Source organism: Paenibacillus sp. FSL H8-0034 (genome assembly GCF_038000305.1).
Lineage (GTDB): Bacteria > Bacillota > Bacilli > Paenibacillales > NBRC-103111 > Paenibacillus_S.
Genome location: NZ_JBBOBS010000001.1, coordinates 1,682,658 through 1,702,875, shown reverse-complemented (window position 1 = coordinate 1,702,875; position 20,218 = coordinate 1,682,658). Strand labels below are relative to the sequence as shown.

The following is a 20,218-nucleotide window of genomic DNA, read 5'->3' as shown; positions in this document are numbered from 1 at the left end:
TCTCCTTTACGATTAACATTATCCTTTAACCGATCCGAGCATGACTCCCTTGGCAAAATGCTTTTGCAAAAACGGATAAACCGCCAGTATAGGCAAAGTGGCAAACACGATGACTGCCATCCGAATCGTTAACGGTTGAATTTCGGTTTCATCGAAGCCTGTATCCCCAATCCGGCTTTGGGCCAAAATAACGATCTCGCGCAGCAGCACCTGCACCGGCCATTTATTATTATCATTAATGTACATGATTGCACTGAAAAATTGATTCCAATGCGTAACCGCATAGAACATACCGAAGGTAGCCATCGCAGGCATCGATAAAGGCAGCACAATCCGGAACAAAACGCCAACATCGCTGCACCCGTCGATTCGGGCAGAATCCTCAAGCCCATCGGGGATTTGCTGGAAAAAGTTTTTCAGCACGATCAGATTAAATGCGCTAATCGCATTGGGAATCATCAATGACCATAAGGAATTCGTTAAACCCATAGCCTTAACTACAAAATACGTCGGAATCAAGCCGCCGCTGAACAGCATCGTAAACAAAACTGCCATCAAAATAATTTGACGACCACGAAGTGTCTGCCGTGCCAATGGATAAGCCATTAAGGAGGTCAGCAAAAGGTTGATGAAGGTTCCTACGACTGTAATGTAAACGGATACAAGTAAACTCCGAACTAAAGTATCTGTAGAGAAAATATACTTGTAGGCAGACAGCGAAAATTCCTTGGGAAACAGGATAAAACCGCCTTTGGCTACCTCATGAGGACTTGTAAACGACACGGCCAAAATATAGATAAAGGGAAGTATAGTTGCAAGGCTGATCAGTGCGAGAAGCACGTAATTCACGCCGTCAAAAATTTTATTACCTACGGTACGATCATGATTCATCGGGTTGTTCCTCCTTCAAGTTTTCGTAGAAAACTTTCTTCGTAAGCATCATCTGTATTTTCGTAGAAAACTTTCTTCGTAAGCATCTGCCTTGTTCAGTTAGTATACGCCTTCTTCACCGAATTTCTTGGCCATCCAGTTAGCTCCCATGACCAAGACCAGACCAATCGCCGATTTGAATAATCCGACTGCGGCACTGTAGCTGAACTGTGATTGCGTTAAGCCCTTCACGTATACGTAGGTGTCAAACACTTCCCCTACCTCGCGATTCGTTGACGTCAGCATAAGGAAAATGTGCTCAAATCCGGAATCCATAAAAGAACCGAGGCGCAATATTAGCAGGATAACAATCGTTCCCCGGATGGCAGGCAGTGTAATGTGCCACACTTGTCTCCAGCGGTTCGCTCCATCCATCCGTGCAGCTTCATACAATTGCAGATCGACTCCAGACAGTGCAGCTAAGAAAATAATCGTCCCCCAGCCTACCTCTTTCCATATCGATTGTGTTACAATCATCGTCCTAAACCATTCAGGCTCGAGCAAAAATGCGATTTTGACACCGGTTACAAGAAACAGCAATTCATTAATGATACCGCCTTCTGTTGTAAGCAGCATATAAAATACACCAACTACAACGACCCATGAGACAAAATGCGGCACATAGATCAAAGTCTGCACCCATCTTTTGAAGCGTTCTCTTCTGACTTCATTCATCATTAACGATAACACAATCGGCAGCGGGAAAAAGAAGGCCAGGTTGTACACTGCCAGCAGCGCCGTATTCCGAAACAACTCCCAAAACTGTGGTTCACTGAAAAAACGTTCAAAATGCTTCATGCCGACCCAACTGCTATTTAACATACCGAGATGAGGCTTATAATCCTGAAAAGCAATAATGACTCCATACATCGGTACATACTTAAAAATAATAAAATAAATCACTCCTGGCAGCAGCATAAAGTACATCCATTTATCCCTGATTAAATCCTTCAAGAGAGGACTACGCCTGATCGATCTCGTCCTGCTTCTAATTGCATCTGCTTCAATCTGTGAATTCATAAGTTGTCCTCCTGACCATTATTGTACAGCGTGCTTGTTGATCTCATTATGTTTCGGTTTGCCGTAACATGCTATAGTTTGAATTTAACTTATTGTCTGTAAGCGGTTAATTGCTTGATATAGAGCGGTTTAGAGCCCCTTTTTATATGCATTGCTCATATATATTGTAATAAAAAGCAGCCGGCTATTATTAAGCTGACTGCTTGTTTATTATATAATGATTACTGCTAATTGCTTCTATGATTTCGTTTGTGCGGTACGGTCCTGCAGTTGATGGACGGATATGGTGCCCCAGCTCAGATCGGGAACCCGATACTTCTCAATTAAATCCCAGTCCAACTCCATCCCGAGTCCCGGCACATCACGACCGGGAACCAACAAGTAACCGTTCTCATACTTCACCGGATTTTTGACAATATCACCGATGTACAATTCAGGTCCAGTAGGATCGGAGGTATAATTCAGATTGATTAAAGAGCTGCCCAGATGCGCCATCGCTGCGGTTCCAATCGATAGTTCCTGAGTCGTACCCATCAGGCAGCCTTTGCCTGCAACCTCTGCTGCAGCCGCTGCTTTTCTGGCGCTCGTCAATCCACCAATAAAAATAGGTGAGATGTTGAAAATATCGACGGAATCGTGACGGATCATTTCATATTGCTGGCGGAAGCTCCACACATGCTCGCTGACCAAATGCTCGCATTTCATCCGGAAATGATGCAGTCCGTCAAAATCATTTTGAACGGCAGGACTTTCGACCATTTGAAACTCATATTGGGATAGGCGCTTAACCGCCCGCAATGCCAGCTTCCAATCCAGTAAATGGCTGAAGTCGAGCGACTTTATCGTCACCTTGGAGCCGAATTCACTTTTCACACCATCGAGGAAAGCTTCATCTGCATCGAGATTTTTACCGACATACAGGCGGTACGTATCAAACCCCTGGGCAAAGCGCTTCCTGACGACCTCAAGGTTTTCCTCAACCTCTTCCATGAACCGATGTCTAAAGATCGGAAAGCAAACCTTGATTTTATCCTGAATGCGGCCTCCGATGAAATCAGCAACGGAAATATTCAAAGCCTTAGCGCACAGATCATGCAGAGCCGCGTCAACGCCGTTACGTATAAAATTACCTTTTTCATAATAAAACATCGCTTCGGGGAAATTAGCTGTCAATTCTTTATTGATTAGCGAGATATCAAATGGATTTTTGCCTAGTACAATATCTTTCAGGGAGTGAGTCAAATCATCGACATTCAGCGAATAGTGGGGAAGATGTGAGAAATCCGACATCTCACCGATTCCAGTCACACCCTCGTCGGTCATTAGCTCAACAATCACATGCTTGCTCACAAATCCTGTAGTTCTTGGAATGCCGACTACCGTTAAACGAATATCTGAAATTTTCATCCTTTTAGCTCCTTTTTGCACAGTTTTAGTATTATTTTAATTTCCATAATTTCAAAATTTCTGTAACTCTGCTTTTTTCACTGTCCTTAAGCAGAGCAATCGGAGGGCGAACTGCACTATTGGATATGAGACCCAGCTGGTACATCGCTTCCTTCACAACGCTGACATTATTGCCGTTTTTATTTGTTTCACGCAGCTCTTCAAATGGTAATATATCCGTCCACACGTCCATCGCCTGCTTATAGTTACCTGTCTGAAGCGCTTCCAGCATGGCAAAGGAACGCTCGGTATCGACATTGACCATACCTGAGGTGAATCCTTCAGCACCAGCCGCATAAAAGGAAGGTGCCCACATTTCAGCCGTCCCGCAGATCCAGACAATATCCTTCTTCACCGCCTCCACGGCTTTTCTAAAGGATGGGGGATTGTTCACAGCATATTTGACCGCAACCACATTTGGCAGCTCTGCAACCTCTGCCAATACCTCCGGGGTAATCTGCTCACTGCGTACATACAAGATCATCGGCAGCTTGGTCGATGCAGCAATTTGCTTGTAATAGGCGATCAAGCCTGACGGCAGCAAGTACGGATGCACAGGCTGATGAACCATAATACCGTCTGCCCCTGCCTGCTCCGCGTTTGCTGCCAATTCGCTGGCTGTTTTCGCATCATATCCAACGCCTGCAATCACAAGACTGCGTTTGGCTATAGCCTCGGTAACGAAGGTTGTAACCTCCTTGGCTTCCTGCAGCGTTAACGCATAAAACTCACCGGTATTGCCGCATGGATAGATCGCCTGAATACCACGATCCAGCAAAAAGTTCACATTTCGCTTCAAGGATTCCCAATCGATCTCCAACTGATTATCAAACGGAGTTACATTAATTGCATTAATACCTTTAAGCCTGGACTGTATTGAGGTTGTCATGACCACTTTCGCCTTCTTTCTAGTAGTTATAGATGATTTGAATTATTCAGCAGGCTGAGCATTTCCTTTAACAAATACAATCGTACGCCGGATGTGGGAAATCATCGCGTGCTCCGCCCCATCTGCGTTTCTTGCGCAAATTTGCCTGTAAATCTGCACATGCTCCTGAAAGCCTCTCTCCAGCTCTTCTACATGAGACAATGCCTTCCTGCGGAAAGATCGGTCGAACGAATGGATCGCTTCAATTTGTTGGAAAATATAGTTGTTCTTCGCACACGTGCGAATCATTTTGTGAAAATCGGCGTTGAGGATCAGCAACTTCTCAGCATCTTTACTTTCCGTGAACTGCTTCATTTGCTCGACAACAGCTCCAAGCTGGCTGATTTCATCATCCGATATTTTCAAAGCCGCCAGTCTTGCTGCCACGCCCTCCAGTGCGGACCGGGCCCAGTTAATTTCCTCAACGGAATTCATGATGTCACTGGAAACAAAGGTCCCCCGTCTTGCGCTGGTTGTCACAAGCCCCTCCTGCTCCAGACGGCGAAGTGCCTCCTTCAGCGGTGTTGTACTGATTCCATACAGCTTGGCGAGCTCCCGCTCCTTCAGATGATGTCCCGGCTTGTACTGCTCGGATATGATAGCATCCTTCAATCTTTCATATACGACATCGCGAATCGACTTCGTTTGTATCGCGTTTTCTTCTGCCATCTGGTCCAACTCCATAGTTGTTAGCCTCCTTTTCATTAATAATGTTCTTCATTATCATATTTAATATCTGATATATCAGATATTAAGTTAATATTCCCACCTCGTCAATCTATTTTCTTCCGTATGCGCACAAAAAGACCGGACTATGGAGGATAGGCCGGTCTTTTGGATGTTCAGCATTTGAGGTTTCAGCAGCATTTAGTCAGTAATTTTGCTATATTTTGCTGTATATTGAGGCTTCATAAATTTTTGTTGTATTGATCCCGATACTGTCCAGGGGTCATATCGACAATCTTGCGGAAGGTACGAATAAATGCCGTCGTGTTCGTATAATTCAATCTCTCGGCTATTTCCGAAATCTTCCACGATGTGTTTTCCAGCCAGGTCTTGGCTATATTCATCCGGTACTCAGCGAGGTATTCACTGAAATTGACCTTCATTTCCTTTTTAAATACCCGACTCAAATATACAGGATGGAAATTCAAAATAGACGCACAAGCCTCCAACGAAATCTCCTGATCGTAGCGTTCATGAACGAGCTTGATCATCTGATTGGCTATATTCATGTATTGCGATTCGGCCTGCTGATTGGAGAAGCTGATAATTGGCTCAAACAGCTCCACCTTAAACCACTTCATGATCGATTCCAGCGTAGTCAGCTTAAGAAAATGCTCGATCGTCGCCTTTTTACCGAGCACATGTTTAACCGAGCCACCCTGCTCCTGCACCAAATGAAACACTTTGGCAATAAGCTGCATCATCAGTACCGGGTACTCATTAAAATGAATCCCTTTCTCGACAATCGCTGCGATATATTTATCAAAAATCACATCCACGGCTGCCTGATCACCGGCCTTCAAAGCGTTGCCCAACTGGTCCTCCATCAGCTTCAACTGCGTATACACCGTGACCTCCATCAGCTTCTTGCCGGCATCGATGTCCTCATAATGGATAATGATCTCTTGTCCCAAGCTCATCCGGCACTTCAATGCTTCCAGACATTCTCCATAAGCCAGCACCGATTGCGTCACCCGTTCAAAAGGCCGACTGATCCCGATACTGACAGGGAGCTGCAGAAATTCATGCACCTTGGCTTTAATCTGCTCTGCGATATCGTAAAATTGCTGCTTCAGCTGCGCTTCATGCTCGTGAGAACTGAGCAGCAGTGTGACCTGCGATTGATTCAATAGAATCGGGCTGAACCGTTCCTCCTTGGAAATAATTTCACCTGCGATATTATTGATCGCAAACAGCAGCAGCTCCTTGTCGTGCTCCTGATAACGCGTTTCCTGCAAGGAATCGATCTGTACGGCCAATACACCAAGACGCTTCCACTCTGTAGGAAACCCGAATATTTGCGAGCGATAGGCAAATTCACTATCAGACAGCTGACCCGCAAATAGCTTCAGCATAAAAAATTCCTTCAGTTGGCTGAATTGCCCGATAACCTGCTGCTGCAGCTTTCTCTCCGTACTGAACAGGGTACTGAATCTTTGCTCGATCGATAATAACTCATCTTTGTTATCCTGGCCTTCGACTTCAATTTGCTTCGTGAACTCAAACAGCCGTTTAATCGGCGAATACATCTTTCGGCTCCCATACAAAGCGAACAGGGCAACCAGCACAAAGATGATCGAGCACGCAATAAACGTAATCCAGGCGATTTTGCGTGATTGCTGGGTGATATCCTTGATCGATACAGCAGATACATACATCCAGCCATTATAAGGCGAAGCACGGAATGTAACACCAAGTGTACGACCATTCACATCCGCGTTAAAAAAGCCAGTCTCCTCATTGGTCGCGATAATTCGTTCGGCTACCATCGCATGAATTTCACGATTACTGCCATCTGTATTGCCTTCTGCAAGAAAATCGTACCCATCTCGGTCCAGCAGGAATACTTCCCCCAGTTTGTTATTCGAGGACAGCAGCTCCTTGAACTCACTGTTGGCAATTTCCACAATTAACAGCCCTTTTGGCTGCACGATGCTTGGAACCACTGGCACCTTATAGACCATTCTAATGACTTTGGAAACAGTGGGAACCTCTTCGGCAGATGCTTCCGGCGTGCTGGTTAGAGCTTCCTTATTGCCGGACTTGCCTGTTATCCAAAAAAGACTGTTAGGATAATTTGCATAAGAAGCCATCAACGTATTGTCGGTATACGTACTAAATTTGCGAAAAATGGAAAAGCTAATCAACCAATCCTGCTGCAGATTAATCAGATAGGCTTCACGTATACCGGTGAATGTTTGTAAATTGTATAACCCTTTGGACAAGTCCCGAATTTCAAAAAAATCGTCAGCCGTCAATTTTTTGTTCATCGACTCCGCTACCAATGGAGAATTCAAATATTGTAGAGACGTCAGTTCCAGCGTTTTAAGAACCTGCTCCACCCGCATCTGAGTTTGCAAAAGCACCTGCATATTGCCTTCCTTGACCTTCTCCTCTATGTCGCCTGAAGCAATGTAATAAGATATCAGACCGATCGAGATGACTGACATTGCTGCGAGAATAAAGCTAAAGCCAAGCAGCCGCAGCAAAAATTTGGGCATCGGTCGATCTCCTCTCTAGTTCGTGGTATCCATAATTATACCATATAACATGTTGAAGAATGAGCCAAAAAACCTTACCAATGGCAAGGTTTTTTTGGCTCATTCCTTGTAACAGACAGCTTACTTGGGTTAACCCCTTTTATGGTTCCTGTGATCGATCACGACATTATTTCTTGTTTTTGGCATAAGCTGCTTCATATTCCTTGATCAGGCTGTCACCACCCGCTTTACGCCATTTGGCAACCTCATCAGCCCAGCCTGCATCGTCAATTTTACCTACAATGTATTTGGTCTGTGCATCTGCAATTTGGGTGTCGAGTTCTTTGCCTCGATCTGAATAGGTTTGAGACGTTAACGTTAATGCCGGATTGGCAACCGCGTATTTAAGACCTTCCGGCTCCATTTTATAACCCTTCATAGCTAATTCCGTATCCTTGAGTGGGGGTACGTTATAGGTTTCAAAGTTGATCAGATTATCACGGTAAGGCTTCACCTCACGGTTAAAGAGCGTAAGATCAGTCCATTCGACATAGCCATCCGCAGCTTTCTTGTGGTGAACGCCCTCAATACCACGTTTTTGCAGGAGAGACATATCCTTATCCAACAATTTATCCAGGAATGATAAGAGTTGTCTAACTTCGGTTTCATTTTTTACAGTTGCTTTAGGGAATGCTAGGAATCCGTTGTTGCCGGACTGACCAGAAACTCTCGGACCTGCCGGACCTTCCCATGGGGTAATATCCATTTGGGCTGTGCTCACTACTTTGACAATACGGTCCTGAATATTCGCTGCGTTGGTGGCCACGCCATTGATTTTGATAACGGCACGTCCGGATTCAAACTGCTTATCCATCTCGGTAGCATCCAAAGCCGGGAAGTCCTGGTTGATCAATTTTTCTGTATACAGTTTTCTGAACAGCTTCAACGTATCAACAAATTGCGGTGTTACAAATTCAGGTGTGAATTTCCCGCTGCTGTCTACACCCCACTTGTTAACCCCGCCTTGGCTTACAGCCATTCTGGTCAGGACTGAGTTTACACCATCATTATATTTTTTGTCCAGCATGAGTCCATACGTATCATTTTTGCCATTTTTATCGGGATCGTCTAATGTTAGCGTTTTCACAACATTGTACCAATCATCCAATGTCTTTGGTAACTTTAAGCCCATAGCATCCATTAGATCTTTGCGGTAAATAACAGCCGGACGGCCAATCTCCCGATAATTGGGAATTCCGTAAAGCTTGCCATCCACCTTAATATTTTCGTAGTATTGCGGATTTTGGGCAGCCAGGTTTTTGTAGTCTTTCAGGTAAGCTCCAATTTCCCAGAATTGATCGCCCTGGACGGTGCTAATAATAGTAGGAACATAATTGACCTTCATAATTTTGGGCATTTCATTGGACGCGATCATCACATTGATCTTCTCGTCGTATGTCGAGTTGGGTACCCACTGAATACTTAATTTGGTATTGGTATATTTCTCAATCGCTTGTTCAATTGTATTACCCTTGGCTGGAATGTCTCCAACCTGCGGCATCACGATCGATACTTCTACCGGTTTGGCATCTGCCTTGGTATCTGCCACTTTTGTATCAGCAGGTTTAGCTCCTTCTGTTGTCTTACTGGCCGGTTGATCTCCTCCACAGCCAGCTAATACCCCCATCGCCATTGTAATCGTCCCGACTGCTGCAAACCATTGCCTAGGTGTCCTGTTCATTAAACCATTACCCCTTTTCCTACTAAGTTTGGCAAATATGCCTATCTGATAATCGGATGAAGCTGCTGGTTGCCGCTTCATGTAAGCCGAGTATATCGCCATGCCCCATTACAGACAATCCTCTTTATTTAACTTGTTGCAATCCACAGCTATTCCCAGCACTATCAAGGGTTTACGGGTATAAAAACAAATCTAATGAGCATCGCTGTACATCCGAATAATGCCGAAGCCCGTCGGATGAAGCGCTCTAAAATAACAAAAAGCCGATCTCCTTATGAATAAGGGAGACCAGCTTTTAGGTAAAATCATCCATGTATCCTGAGCAGCTTCATTGAATTAGGGAAGCTTATAGAAACGTACGCAGGTTGGTTGGGGCATCGTAATTTGTTGTCCGGTTGGCGTCAGCTTACCGCTGTCTGGATCCACCTTGAACCAGTATACCGAATCCGAATCTTTATTAGCTGCAATCAGGAATCGTCCGCTTGGCGTCAGGCTGAAATGGCGGGGATGCTTGCCCAGAGTGGACGTATGCTGAAGCAGGCTTAGCTTACCGCTAAGCGGGTCGATGGCGAACACAACGATGCTGTCATGTCCACGATTCGAGCCATATAGATAACGGCCACAAGGAGAAATCTGAACTTCAGCTGTAGAACTGGCTCCCACAAAACCTTCAGGCAGTGTGTTCACGGTTTGAAGCGGAAGCAGCTTGCCGATCAAACGCTCATAAGAGAACACAGTAATCGTGGAGCTAAGCTCTTCAATGACATAAGCAAAGCTGCCTGTCGGATGAAAGGCAAAATGGCGCGGGCCTGCCCCCGGATTGACAGCAACCTCATCGTGAAGCACCAATTTAGCCTCTTGTCGATCCAGTCGATACACCATAATTTTATCCAGTCCGAGATCCGGTACGATGACGAATTGATCCGACGGGTCCGGATATATCGAATGCGGATGAGCGGAACCCTGGCGATCGGCCACAACGCCGCTCCCACCATTATGATGCATGCTTCCGCAGAGCTCGCCAATATTCCCATCGCCCTGCAGCTTGAACAAGGAAACATTGCCTTCTCCATAGCTAACTGTCATCAGGAACTGCTCGCCAAGATCCGTATTGATATGGGTTGCCGATTTGTCTGTCCCTTCCTGACTGCCCGCCAATGTCAGTTTGCCGGTAGTCTCGTCAATCCGATAAGCATAAATGACGGATGTTGGCTGCCCTTCATAAGCCTGTGTAAAGGAATAGAGCATCTTATGCTTTTCACTGACCTTAATGAAGGTCGGGTCCTTCAAGCCGTCAACGGATTCAATAAAAGTTAGCTGCTCCGTATCCTCGTCAAACCGGTACGCAAAAATGCCAGGTAATTCCTTTCCGGTATAGGAACCCAAATAAATCACATAGCTTGAGCTTTCCAAAAGAACCACTCCATTCCTCGATTAATTTTCCCTCCCTATTGTACCCTAAATTTGCCTGCAAGTCCTCTTCACGCTTTACGAAACAGCAGTAATCCGCAGTGCTAAGTATGATTTATTCGGAAGTGTAACCTTACAGCTTCCGCAATACGTCTGAGGAAACCTCTCCACCTGCATCTCCCAAGTATCAATAAGATCGATGTGGAAAGCCCGCTGCTCGGGAAGCTGTAGCTCCCAATAGCCGGGACGGCTAAGCCCCAAATAAATCCAGAAGCAGGTTCGTTCACTCTCCAATTCCCACAAGTCTGCTTGTCCCGCTTCCATCAATTCGCGTAAAAATTGAATTCGTTTCGGGCTCTCTCCCACCAGTGTACCGCCGCGGGAAATCCAGGTACCGCCCCCTTGACCCTCGTAAGCTTCACCATGCGACGCGTATCCGCCCCGAATCTGGCTTTCCCAAATTCTCCGCAGCAGCTCCTCACCCGAAATATTTCCCCATCTGCGAATCGAATCGCCTTCATAACAGCATTCATCGATAACGACTGGCTTGCCGCATCTATCCAGCCAGCTTGTCGTCCATGAAGTATCCCAATGCTGAATGCTTTGATGTGTTATCCAAGGCTTGGTGTAATCATAAAAGGCTGTCCGTTCATAATCATACATCTTGGTTCCATTGTGAATGGAGCACAAATGACCGTAAGGGTCCAAACGCTGCACGGTTTGCAATAACCGATCCCAATCACTCATGGATTTATGTATATTAAAATCAAACTCGTTGGCAATCGACCACCATACATTGCGATATGAAGAGAGCCGGGCTATCACATACCGCAGATAAGCTTCTTCTACCTCTGGCTCCAGCTGCTCAAAGCCCCATACGCCTTGGTCGTACGGATGGAACAAAATTATATCAGCCTCAATGCCAAGCTGCTGCAAATCATCGAGCCTTTTTTCCATATGCGCAAAAAAATCCGGGTTAAACTGCTGTATATCGACCCCTTGCTCCCTGTTACCGGCAAAAGCAAGCATCGAAGGCTTCATCTCTCCAGTTGGCAGTATGCACATCCGAGCCTTATTAAAGGGTGACGCAGCGAGTGTGGCCAAGGTTGTCTGCTCCTGCGCCTCATCACCGTGATGAAACCAATGATACAGCGTTGTGCCAAAAGGCAGGTACGGCGTACCATCGCTATAAGTAAACCTGTATGCATCCTTCACCCTTACGGGCCCATGGTTAATTCCAACGGGAGCTGCCACCTGCAATTGTCCATATTGAGCGTCCAGCTCTTTGCAATTACTGGATGTCACATAGCTCCAGGCTCCTACCGCATCAGGCATAAATCGAAGCTTGTATTTACCACCGCCATCGTAAAAGCCTTCTGTTTTCACCACACGATTATGATGCCTGAACTCCGCTTGAAATGTGATTTCTTGAAAGGGATTCCCAGCAGCCGGTCCGTGAAAGCTGCGCTCAAACCGTCCCCAGCATTCCAGCGTATCGGCAGCCATACCGATTGCATCCTTGCTGAACATCTCATCATCTCCGATCTAGCCTCTATTTACCTCTGTGAATGATCCTTCTTGGATAGATCAGTCGTATAGTTGTCATTCTGTTCGGCATCGCGTATCTCTGAACTCGGTGTATCGGTAATGAAGCTTGTACTACCTAAGCCTTGTAAGGATAAATCGTATTTTTTGATGGATTTGGCTTCCTGCGGGTACCATCTACGTATGCGCAGGGCGTGATAAGGAAGCGTAGGCAGCTTCACTGTTACATGTTGTTCACAAATACCCGTTACAGCCGTAACCGTCATATTCCACACATCAATGATCTCGACGTTATAGCGACCCTCAGGTAAATGAAGTTCTCTGGAAGGAAATCTGTGAATACCAAAATATTGCAAGTAATACTCCCCTTCGCAGCCAATCGTTGCCGCATCATAAAAAACCGGCATATAACGAAGTCCGAGCGGAGCTTCTTCCAAAATACGGCGCAAAAAAGCAATTCTCGCTACGGCAGAGCCCTGCAAGGAGCCGCCATTGTAATGCCAACTGTGACCCTCCGGCTGGAGAAACATCTCGCCATGCCCGGCATATCCACCTCTACATATACTTTCCCAGACTCGGTTAACCATTTCCTGACCAGGCAAGCTTCCCCATAGCGTGGGTGCATCTCCTTCACAGCCGCACACTTCCATCAGTATGGGCTTACGGTGTAATCTGGCATAATAGGCAACTTGACTGGGATCCATACCCTGCAGACTGACATGAGTCAGGCTCCCATGCCCGTAATCCTTTTCTGGAGTATTGCTATGGATCGTTATAAGATGATGGTAAGGATCGTGCTCCTCCCATATACGAAGAAGCTCCAGCTTGTTGAACTCCAATGAAGCTTGTTCTCCATGGAGATGCAGCGACCACCAAATATTGCGATATGCCGCCAGTCTGATGACGACATGCTGTACAAAAGCTGCAGCCTGAGCTTCTCCAGACCCACAGTCCAGTAGCAGCTCGGCTTGTACGCCCAGTTCCATAAGACGGACAAGCACTTCCTCAAGTACGGTAAAATCATCAAAGCTGCTATCCAGGGAAATTCGAACTTTATTAAATGGAGCGCTTGCCATTGACGCCAAAGTCGATTCCATATGCTCACGCCTAAACCCGTTCAGGCAAGTCGTACCGAACGGATAATACGGCGTACCGTCTGCGTAGCAAAAATCCTTATCATTAACAACGCCAACAGGTCCGTGATTTCCCTCTAAGGGCGCGGTACAGTAGAGGCGACCGCTGCCATACCCATTCTTGTAATCCACAGAGTTGCTGTTTATTTGATATAGCCATTCACCCTGTTCATCTGGCATAAAACGAGCCCGATACCCGCCTGAGTTATCGCTAAAGACATCCACTTCCCTTACACGGCTGCCCTTTGAAAAGATAACCTTTCCTGCAAACTCTCCTCCGAGCAAACTCGCCGCAGAAGGCAAGGCAAGCTCAAAGATGCCCCAGCATTCGACTTGATTGATAGATTCCATATCTTGTTTTGTTCACTTCCTTTGCATTGTCAATGTCCCTGATCAGGAAATAACAGATTGAACCGCTTTTTTCCAGCCTTCATGGAAGCCATCACTCACTTGTTTATCCATTTTATGTGCGTACCCGATTGGAGCTTGAGCCAATTTATGCAGCTCCTCTATGCTGCTCCAGTAGCCGATGCACAGCCCGCCAAGAAACGCAGATCCGATAGCAGACAGCTCTGCAATGGACGGTTTTACGATATCTGCCTGCAGCAAATCCGCCTGAAACTGCATCAGCAGTCGGTTTTCGGCGGCGCCTCCGTCCACTCGCAGCTCCACAATGGGGACACCAGACTCTGCTTCCATTAATGCTATCGTATCGCGCACTTGATAAGCAATACTTTCCAGCGCCGCTCTGATGATATGTTTCTTGTCACTACTTCGGCTCAGACCAACAATAGCGGCTCGGGCATTTGGAAACCAATAAGGTGCTCCAAGTCCGACAAAAGCCGGAACCAGGTATACACCCTCATTATCTGCAAGCGCAGCTGCTTGAGTCTCTGCCTCCGAATAATCCGTAAACAGTCCTAGTTGATCGCGTACCCACTTCATGCAATCACCTGTACAGTGGATGATCCCTTCCAGCGCATATTCCACCTTGCCATTAATCCCCCAGGCTATTGCCGTAACCAAGCCGTTCACTGGTGGTACCGGACTCTCTCCAATATTCATCATCACCGAGGTACCCGTCCCATAGGTAGCTTTGGCCATACCCGGCCGGTGACACAGCTGCCCGAATAACGCAGCGTGTGAATCCCCGATAACACCTGAGATCGGAATGGAATCGGCGAACAGCTCAGGCTCTGCCGTATAGCCATAAATCTCATTGCTTGATTTAACCTGAGGGAGCTTAAGATTACCTACACCGAATAGCTCGATTAATTCCTCATCCCACTGAAGCGAATGAATATTAAACAAGGAGGTCCGGCTTGCATTCGTGTAGTCTGTTGCGTGAACAGCTCCACCGGTCAGCTTCCAGATCAACCAACTGTCGATCGTACCCGCGAGCAGCTGTGCTTGCTGCTCATTGCCAACATCATGATGCCGGGCTGCTTGATCACTAATCCAGCGAAATTTGCTGGCAGAGAAATAAGGATCAAGAACAAGACCTGTTTTGGCTTTAACCTGAGGCTCGTTGCCTTGATTCTTCAATTCTGCGCATTGATCAGCGGTTCTGCGGCATTGCCACACAATCGCGTTATATATAGGAAGCCCTGTTGCCGAATCCCAAACTACTGCCGTTTCACGTTGATTCGTAATCGTGATAGCTGCGATTTGTCGTGTAGAAATCCCACTTCTGCTTATAATCTGCTTGATCGCATAGACTACATTCCGATAAATCTCCATCGGATCATGCTCGACCCAGCCGGGCTGCGGATAGATCTGGGCATGCTCAATTGCATATTTGCTTACGATACTGCCTGACTTGTCAATCAATAAGGTTTTGGTGCCCGATGTGCTTTGATCGACTGCCAATATATAAGTGTGATCATACTGCTTGTTGAAAGCTTGATGACCTTGTGAAGCCTCGTTATTCTCCATAGCGCAAGCTCCTCACACTCGGTTAACCATATGGACAGCAATGGAGCGGATGGCGTCCGCATGTATCCCGTAATGGTTGAACACCTCAGCTGTATTGCCCGTGATGGCCGGTTCGTCCGGTATGCCAATAATTTTCATCGGAACTGCGCAGTTCTGCACGACGACCTCGGCAACAGCTGCACCTAATCCTCCGAATATACTGTGCTCCTCAACCGTAATGATACGACCCGTTTCCTGAGCGGCCTTGATAATGGCTTCCGTATCCAACGGTTTGATCGTATGCATGTTGATTACCCGGCAGCTAATGCCCTCCTTGGAGAGTGCATCTGATGTATCCAGTGCAACACGTACGGTTTCTCCGGCCGCAATAAGGGTGATATCCGTACCTTCGCGAAGCGTAACGGCCTTGCCAATTTCAAAAGGATAATCGTCAGATTCGTAGCAATCCTGAACAGGATTACGTCCGATTCTTACATAAACCCCTCCCTTATGGGCGGCAAGTGCTTCGGTCATCTTCTTTGTTTCGTGACGATCAGCAGGCAGAATGATCGTTAAGCCCGGAATGGCGCGTGTTACCGCAATGTCCTGAAGGGAATGATGAGACATGCCCAGTGCGCCATAGCTAACCCCGCCACTGATCCCAATAAGCTTAACGTCCGTACCCGAGTATGCGACATCAACCTTTACCTGCTCTATGGCACGCATGCTGAGAAAGCAGGCCGGGGAGGTGACCCATGGCTTCTTACCGCTGGCAGCCAAACCCGCAGCGATTCCGACAATATTTTGCTCGGCGATTCCGGTTTCAACGAATTGGTCAGGCAGCTCCTTGACAAAAGGCGCCATCGACGCCGAGCCTCTTGAATCGCTGGCAAGCAGCACGATATCCCGATCCTGTCTGGCTTGGTCCAATAAGGTTTCACATATCACTTGTCGATTCGCGATTTTATTCATGTCCGATCACCTTCAATTCTTCAGTTAATTCAGCCAAAGCGAGCTCCAGCTCGGAATCACTTGGCACATGATGATGCCAATGCGGTACATTTTCGGCGAAGGATACCCCTTTACCCTTGATCGTATTTGCCATAAGGAGCGTTGGTTTGCCTGCCACACGCGGTCCTTGATGAAGAACCTCACACAGCTCCGCGATGTCGTTGCCGTTAACCTGAATAACATCCCAGCCGAAGCTGCTCCATTTCTCATCCAACGGCTCAAGCCCCATGACATCCTCCGTACTGCCGCTGATTTGCAGCTTATTACGGTCGATAAAGCCGACCAGATTATCCAGCTTGTAGTGAGCCGCCGCCATCGCCGCTTCCCAGACTGAGCCTTCGGCCTGCTCCCCGTCCCCCATCAAAGTAAAGACGCGATAAGCTTTGCCGTCCATCTTGGCTGCCTTGGCCATACCAACTGAAATCGATAAGCCATGCCCAAGCGCACCTGTATTCATCTCGACACCAGGTACTTTATTATTCGGATGCCCGATTAACCGCGAGCCAAAACGGCTAAAGGTCCTCAGCTCCTCCTTGGGAAAAAAGCCCTTGTCCGCGAGTATGCAATACAAGGATTCGACCGCATGACCTTTACTTGCTATAAAACGATCACGGTCCTCCCATTGAGGCCGAGCCGCATCCACATTCATTACATGGTAATAAAGCGCCGTTAAAATATCCGTGTTGCACAAGGACGACCCTGTATGACCTGTCTTCGCGTCGTATACCATTTGCAGCAGATCCATGCGAATTTGAACCGCTTTTCGCTTTAAATCTTGAATATTCATTTTCTCTACACTCCTTTTATGATGGAAATCCGGTGAATAACTAGCGGAGCGGCCAAATGATCCTGGAGAAGCGTCTGCGCTCGCCTTTGTTTCCGTACTTTTACCGCTAAATATTTTATATAATCAAAAAGTACGGAAACAACAGCGATCGTAAGGATATTTGGCCGTGCAGCGATACCCTTCACCGGATTTCCCCGTCACTTCCACTCGTTCCCACGCAGCCAGGACTGAATTTCACTAACCGTCGGATCAACCGGATCTGCAATCAAACCCGGAATATACGTACAGGCCTCGAATAAAACAGGAATCACGTCCTGATGAATACCGACAGCATGATGCACATAAGGCCCCTTAACCAGCTTTTCTTCCCATAGCGGCCAATCATTCACTTCCACCCAAACGTAGGAGCCACGAGTGTAAGGCCCTTGAATCCCTTTGGCTTTGCCGAGAAAAATCGAATATTCCCCATGGTCCCCGTCAAACCGCGCCAGCGTCATGGCACCGCCTTTTATTTCCCCTTCATGCGTACCCGGAGAATGATCATCAAACAAAAAATGCTTACGCAGCTTCGGCTTCTCTTCCACACTCAACGAGACCGGGAAGTTTCCACAGTGGAACAACAGCTCGCCGTTCGGATTTTCAGGATGTCTAATCGTCAAATCAGCAAAAAACGTAGGCGCCGTATTCATCGAAGCCGCCTGCACCATAATGGAAGTAATCGCGCCATGAATGTCCGTTTCACAAGTAACCGGAATTTGCTCATCTGTTAGAATCGCGTTCGCCAAACAGGGCATGATCCCCATCGCATCCTGCAGCGACGACCAGCATTGAATCGCAATTGCGGTAGAGTTCGACTGGATCGCATAGTTTTTCATGGCAACCTTTAATGCAGCAATTTTGCGGACGGCCTCTTCGCCAACCTCGGTATAGTCGAGCTTCTCTTTGATATATTGGATAGCTTCCAATAATTCGGGACTATCCTTGGCCGCTGCCTTCAAGGAGGCGCGTTTGATATCCTCCAGCGTGATCGGATAAATCTCGATCCCGAAGCGCTCCAGCAGCTCACCCTCATTGCACATCATCGTCCAGAACGAAGTCGGTCTCGGTCCAATTTGCAAAATCCGCATACTGCGGAAATGCTTGACCACGTTCGCTGCAGCCACGAAATTACGAAAGCCCCGTTCAAATACCGGGTCGTCAACCCGACTGTTCGTGATATAAGTGAATGGCACATTGAAACGTCGCAAAATTTTACCTGTAGCAAACAAGCCGCATTGCGTATCCCGCAGACGCATACCATCCTCAAGCGGCGCTTCATCACGCGGCCCCCAAAGCAGCACCGGTTTACCAATCGCTTTGGCCACACGACCGACCATATCCTCCGTTCCGAAATTACAGTGCGGGAAAAACACAGCATCTACTTCCTGATGTTGAAAATGCTTAATAATTTCTTCTGCATTATAGAGGTCGTCGTACAGTAAACCTTCCTTATTCAAGCCCTCCAAATCAACAATTTCGATTGGAAGTCCGAAGCTCTCCATCTTTTGACGAATCAAGACTTTATATTTAAAAGCATCCTCCGCGCTGAACACAAATCTTCTCGTCGGCGCATAACCCAGCTTGAATGTTCTCATGAATTAGTTCTCCACCCTTTCTACCCGGTATGCCCGTAATGCAATGTATGGGGCTGCAGGCATGTTAACACGGGTCAAACCTGAGTAAACGCCAGTTAAAGCTGTTATAGTCATATTCCAGGTATCTATGACTTCGATTTGAAAGCATGACTCCTCGGGCAGTGGAAGCTCCCGATAGGCCGGTCGGTGAACACCAAAATATTGTAAATAATATTCCCCCTCAATACCGAGCGTTGGGGCATCGCGGAAGGTCTCGATTGGCGTAATCCCCTCAGGAGAAGCATCGAAAATTTGCCTTAAGAAAGCAATTCGCGCCGGACTGTCCCCATAGAGCTGGCCTCCTTTGGACCACCATACGATTTCATCGGGATGCAAGAAGGTTTCCCCATGCCCCACATACCCGCCACGCATAAATCCATCCCACATCCGCGCCGTCATGTCTTCACCGGTAATATTGCCCCAACGCTGCGGCAGGTTTCCCTCATAACAGCACTCGTCTACAACAATCGGCTTTCTGTAAAGCTTGCGCCAAGCCGTGGTCGGCGATAGCTCCCAATACTGCATACTGGCATGTGTCACCCAAGGCTTTGTATGATCGTAAATCGTCAAATGGGTAGGATCATACATTTTCGTTCCGTTATGAATCGATCGCAGGTGCTGATAAGGGTCACTCTCCTGTACGATGCGGAAGAAGCGATCCCAATCGTCCAGCTTTTTTTCTTTCATAAAATCAAATTCGTTGGCAAGTGACCACCAAATATTTCGAAATGCGCTCAATCGGGCGATCACATAACGTAAGTAAAACTCGTCGGTTTCAGCATCCATCCGATCAAAGCCCCACTGCCCATTATCATAGGGATGAAAGAGAATTAAATCCGCTTCGATTCCCAGCCTTTGCAGCTCCCCAATTCTTTGTTCCAGTCTTGCAAAGTAAAGCGGGTTAAAGCGGGTCCAATCAAATCCATCCGTCTTGGAGCCAACAAACGGAAAATGCTCCGGCTCGTTCGTATTGAAGCTGTAGCGCTTCGGAAACACGCACATGCGGATTTTATTGAATGGCGAATGACTTAAGCTTTGCAGCGTTTGTTCCTGCAAGGCTTCCTCTTGATGTGTCCATACATAGCAGGTCGTACCATAAGGTCGGTAGGTGGTTCCATCTGCATAGGCGAACCGGTCGGTATCACGAACATGAACAGGGCCATGATTTCCGACAGAGGCTGCCGAGCATACAAAACTTCCTGCTGATCCGTTCAACACCGCGACGTTGCTGCTGACCGAATACGTCCATTCCCCTTCGGTATCCGGCATGAAGCGAATTTTATACACACCATTTCCATCATAAAAGCCATCCACATCAATGACCCGTTGTTTATGCTTAAACTGTGCTTGCAAGTGAACATCCTTAAAGGGATTACCGTCAATCGGACCCTCCAGGGATAGCTCGATAAAGCTCCAGCGTTCGATTTTAACTGTAGATGAAGCAAGCTGACTCGATTTCATAACCCATCACTCC

15 protein-coding genes are annotated in these 20,218 nt (G+C 47.0%); all 15 read right to left on the bottom strand.

Going from position 1 to position 20,218, the window contains the following annotated elements; all coding sequences use genetic code 11:
• Positions 1-18: 18 nt before the first annotated feature.
• The 15 genes from NST47_RS07710 to NST47_RS07640 all read right to left on the bottom strand — a co-directional run bounded on the left by NST47_RS07710 (position 19) and on the right by NST47_RS07640 (position 20,205).
• On the bottom strand, positions 19-891 hold the full coding sequence (locus tag NST47_RS07710) for a carbohydrate ABC transporter permease (RefSeq protein ID WP_262682092.1): 873 nt from the start codon (positions 889-891) through the stop codon (positions 19-21).
• A gap of 99 nt (positions 892-990) precedes the next feature.
• Positions 991-1,950, bottom strand: a complete 960-nt coding sequence (locus NST47_RS07705) for an ABC transporter permease (protein ID WP_341154607.1) — start codon at positions 1,948-1,950, stop codon at positions 991-993.
• A gap of 237 nt (positions 1,951-2,187) precedes the next feature.
• Positions 2,188-3,357: a mandelate racemase/muconate lactonizing enzyme family protein gene (locus NST47_RS07700; RefSeq protein WP_341154606.1), complete on the bottom strand. Its 1,170-nt coding sequence runs from the start codon at positions 3,355-3,357 to the stop codon at positions 2,188-2,190.
• A 31-nt stretch (positions 3,358-3,388) separates the two neighbouring features.
• A complete protein-coding gene (locus NST47_RS07695; RefSeq protein ID WP_341154605.1) occupies positions 3,389-4,285 on the bottom strand; it encodes a dihydrodipicolinate synthase family protein in 897 nt (298 codons plus the stop codon).
• Between the two features lie 42 nt (positions 4,286-4,327).
• The gene (locus NST47_RS07690) at positions 4,328-5,008 is read right to left on the bottom strand and encodes a GntR family transcriptional regulator (RefSeq protein ID WP_341154604.1); all 681 of its coding nucleotides are present in this window, start codon (positions 5,006-5,008) and stop codon (positions 4,328-4,330) included.
• A 224-nt stretch (positions 5,009-5,232) separates the two neighbouring features.
• Positions 5,233-7,551 carry a helix-turn-helix domain-containing protein gene (locus NST47_RS07685; protein ID WP_341154603.1) on the bottom strand — a complete coding sequence of 773 codons (2,319 nt, stop codon included), beginning with the start codon at positions 7,549-7,551 and terminating at the stop codon, positions 5,233-5,235.
• 166 nt (positions 7,552-7,717) lie between these two features.
• Positions 7,718-9,271 (bottom strand): extracellular solute-binding protein, encoded by a 1,554-nt coding sequence (locus NST47_RS07680; protein ID WP_341154602.1) that lies wholly within the window; start codon positions 9,269-9,271, stop codon positions 7,718-7,720.
• A 336-nt stretch (positions 9,272-9,607) separates the two neighbouring features.
• Complete coding sequence (locus tag NST47_RS07675) at positions 9,608-10,684, bottom strand: lactonase family protein (RefSeq protein WP_341154601.1); 1,077 nt, start codon at positions 10,682-10,684, stop codon at positions 9,608-9,610.
• Between the two features lie 75 nt (positions 10,685-10,759).
• Positions 10,760-12,211, bottom strand: coding sequence for a DUF5060 domain-containing protein (locus tag NST47_RS07670; RefSeq protein WP_341154600.1), 1,452 nt, complete (start codon positions 12,209-12,211; stop codon positions 10,760-10,762).
• A gap of 26 nt (positions 12,212-12,237) precedes the next feature.
• Positions 12,238-13,710, bottom strand: coding sequence for a DUF5605 domain-containing protein (locus NST47_RS07665; RefSeq protein ID WP_341154599.1), 1,473 nt, complete (start codon positions 13,708-13,710; stop codon positions 12,238-12,240).
• A gap of 42 nt (positions 13,711-13,752) precedes the next feature.
• On the bottom strand, positions 13,753-15,294 hold the full coding sequence (gene glpK / locus NST47_RS07660; RefSeq protein WP_341154598.1) for a glycerol kinase GlpK: 1,542 nt from the start codon (positions 15,292-15,294) through the stop codon (positions 13,753-13,755).
• Positions 15,295-15,306: 12 nt separating this feature from the next.
• Entirely contained in the window at positions 15,307-16,245 is a 939-nt protein-coding gene (locus NST47_RS07655; RefSeq protein WP_341154597.1) for a transketolase family protein, read from the bottom strand.
• Complete coding sequence (locus NST47_RS07650; RefSeq protein ID WP_341159626.1) at positions 16,238-17,185, bottom strand: transketolase; 948 nt, start codon at positions 17,183-17,185, stop codon at positions 16,238-16,240. Before NST47_RS07650 ends, NST47_RS07655 begins: the two co-directional genes overlap by 8 nt.
• 83 nt (positions 17,186-17,268) lie before the next feature.
• Complete coding sequence (locus tag NST47_RS07645) at positions 17,269-18,705, bottom strand: L-fucose/L-arabinose isomerase family protein (RefSeq protein ID WP_076235589.1); 1,437 nt, start codon at positions 18,703-18,705, stop codon at positions 17,269-17,271.
• 3 nt (positions 18,706-18,708) lie between these two features.
• The gene (locus NST47_RS07640; protein ID WP_341154596.1) at positions 18,709-20,205 is read right to left on the bottom strand and encodes a DUF5605 domain-containing protein; all 1,497 of its coding nucleotides are present in this window, start codon (positions 20,203-20,205) and stop codon (positions 18,709-18,711) included.
• Positions 20,206-20,218 lie beyond the last annotated feature (13 nt).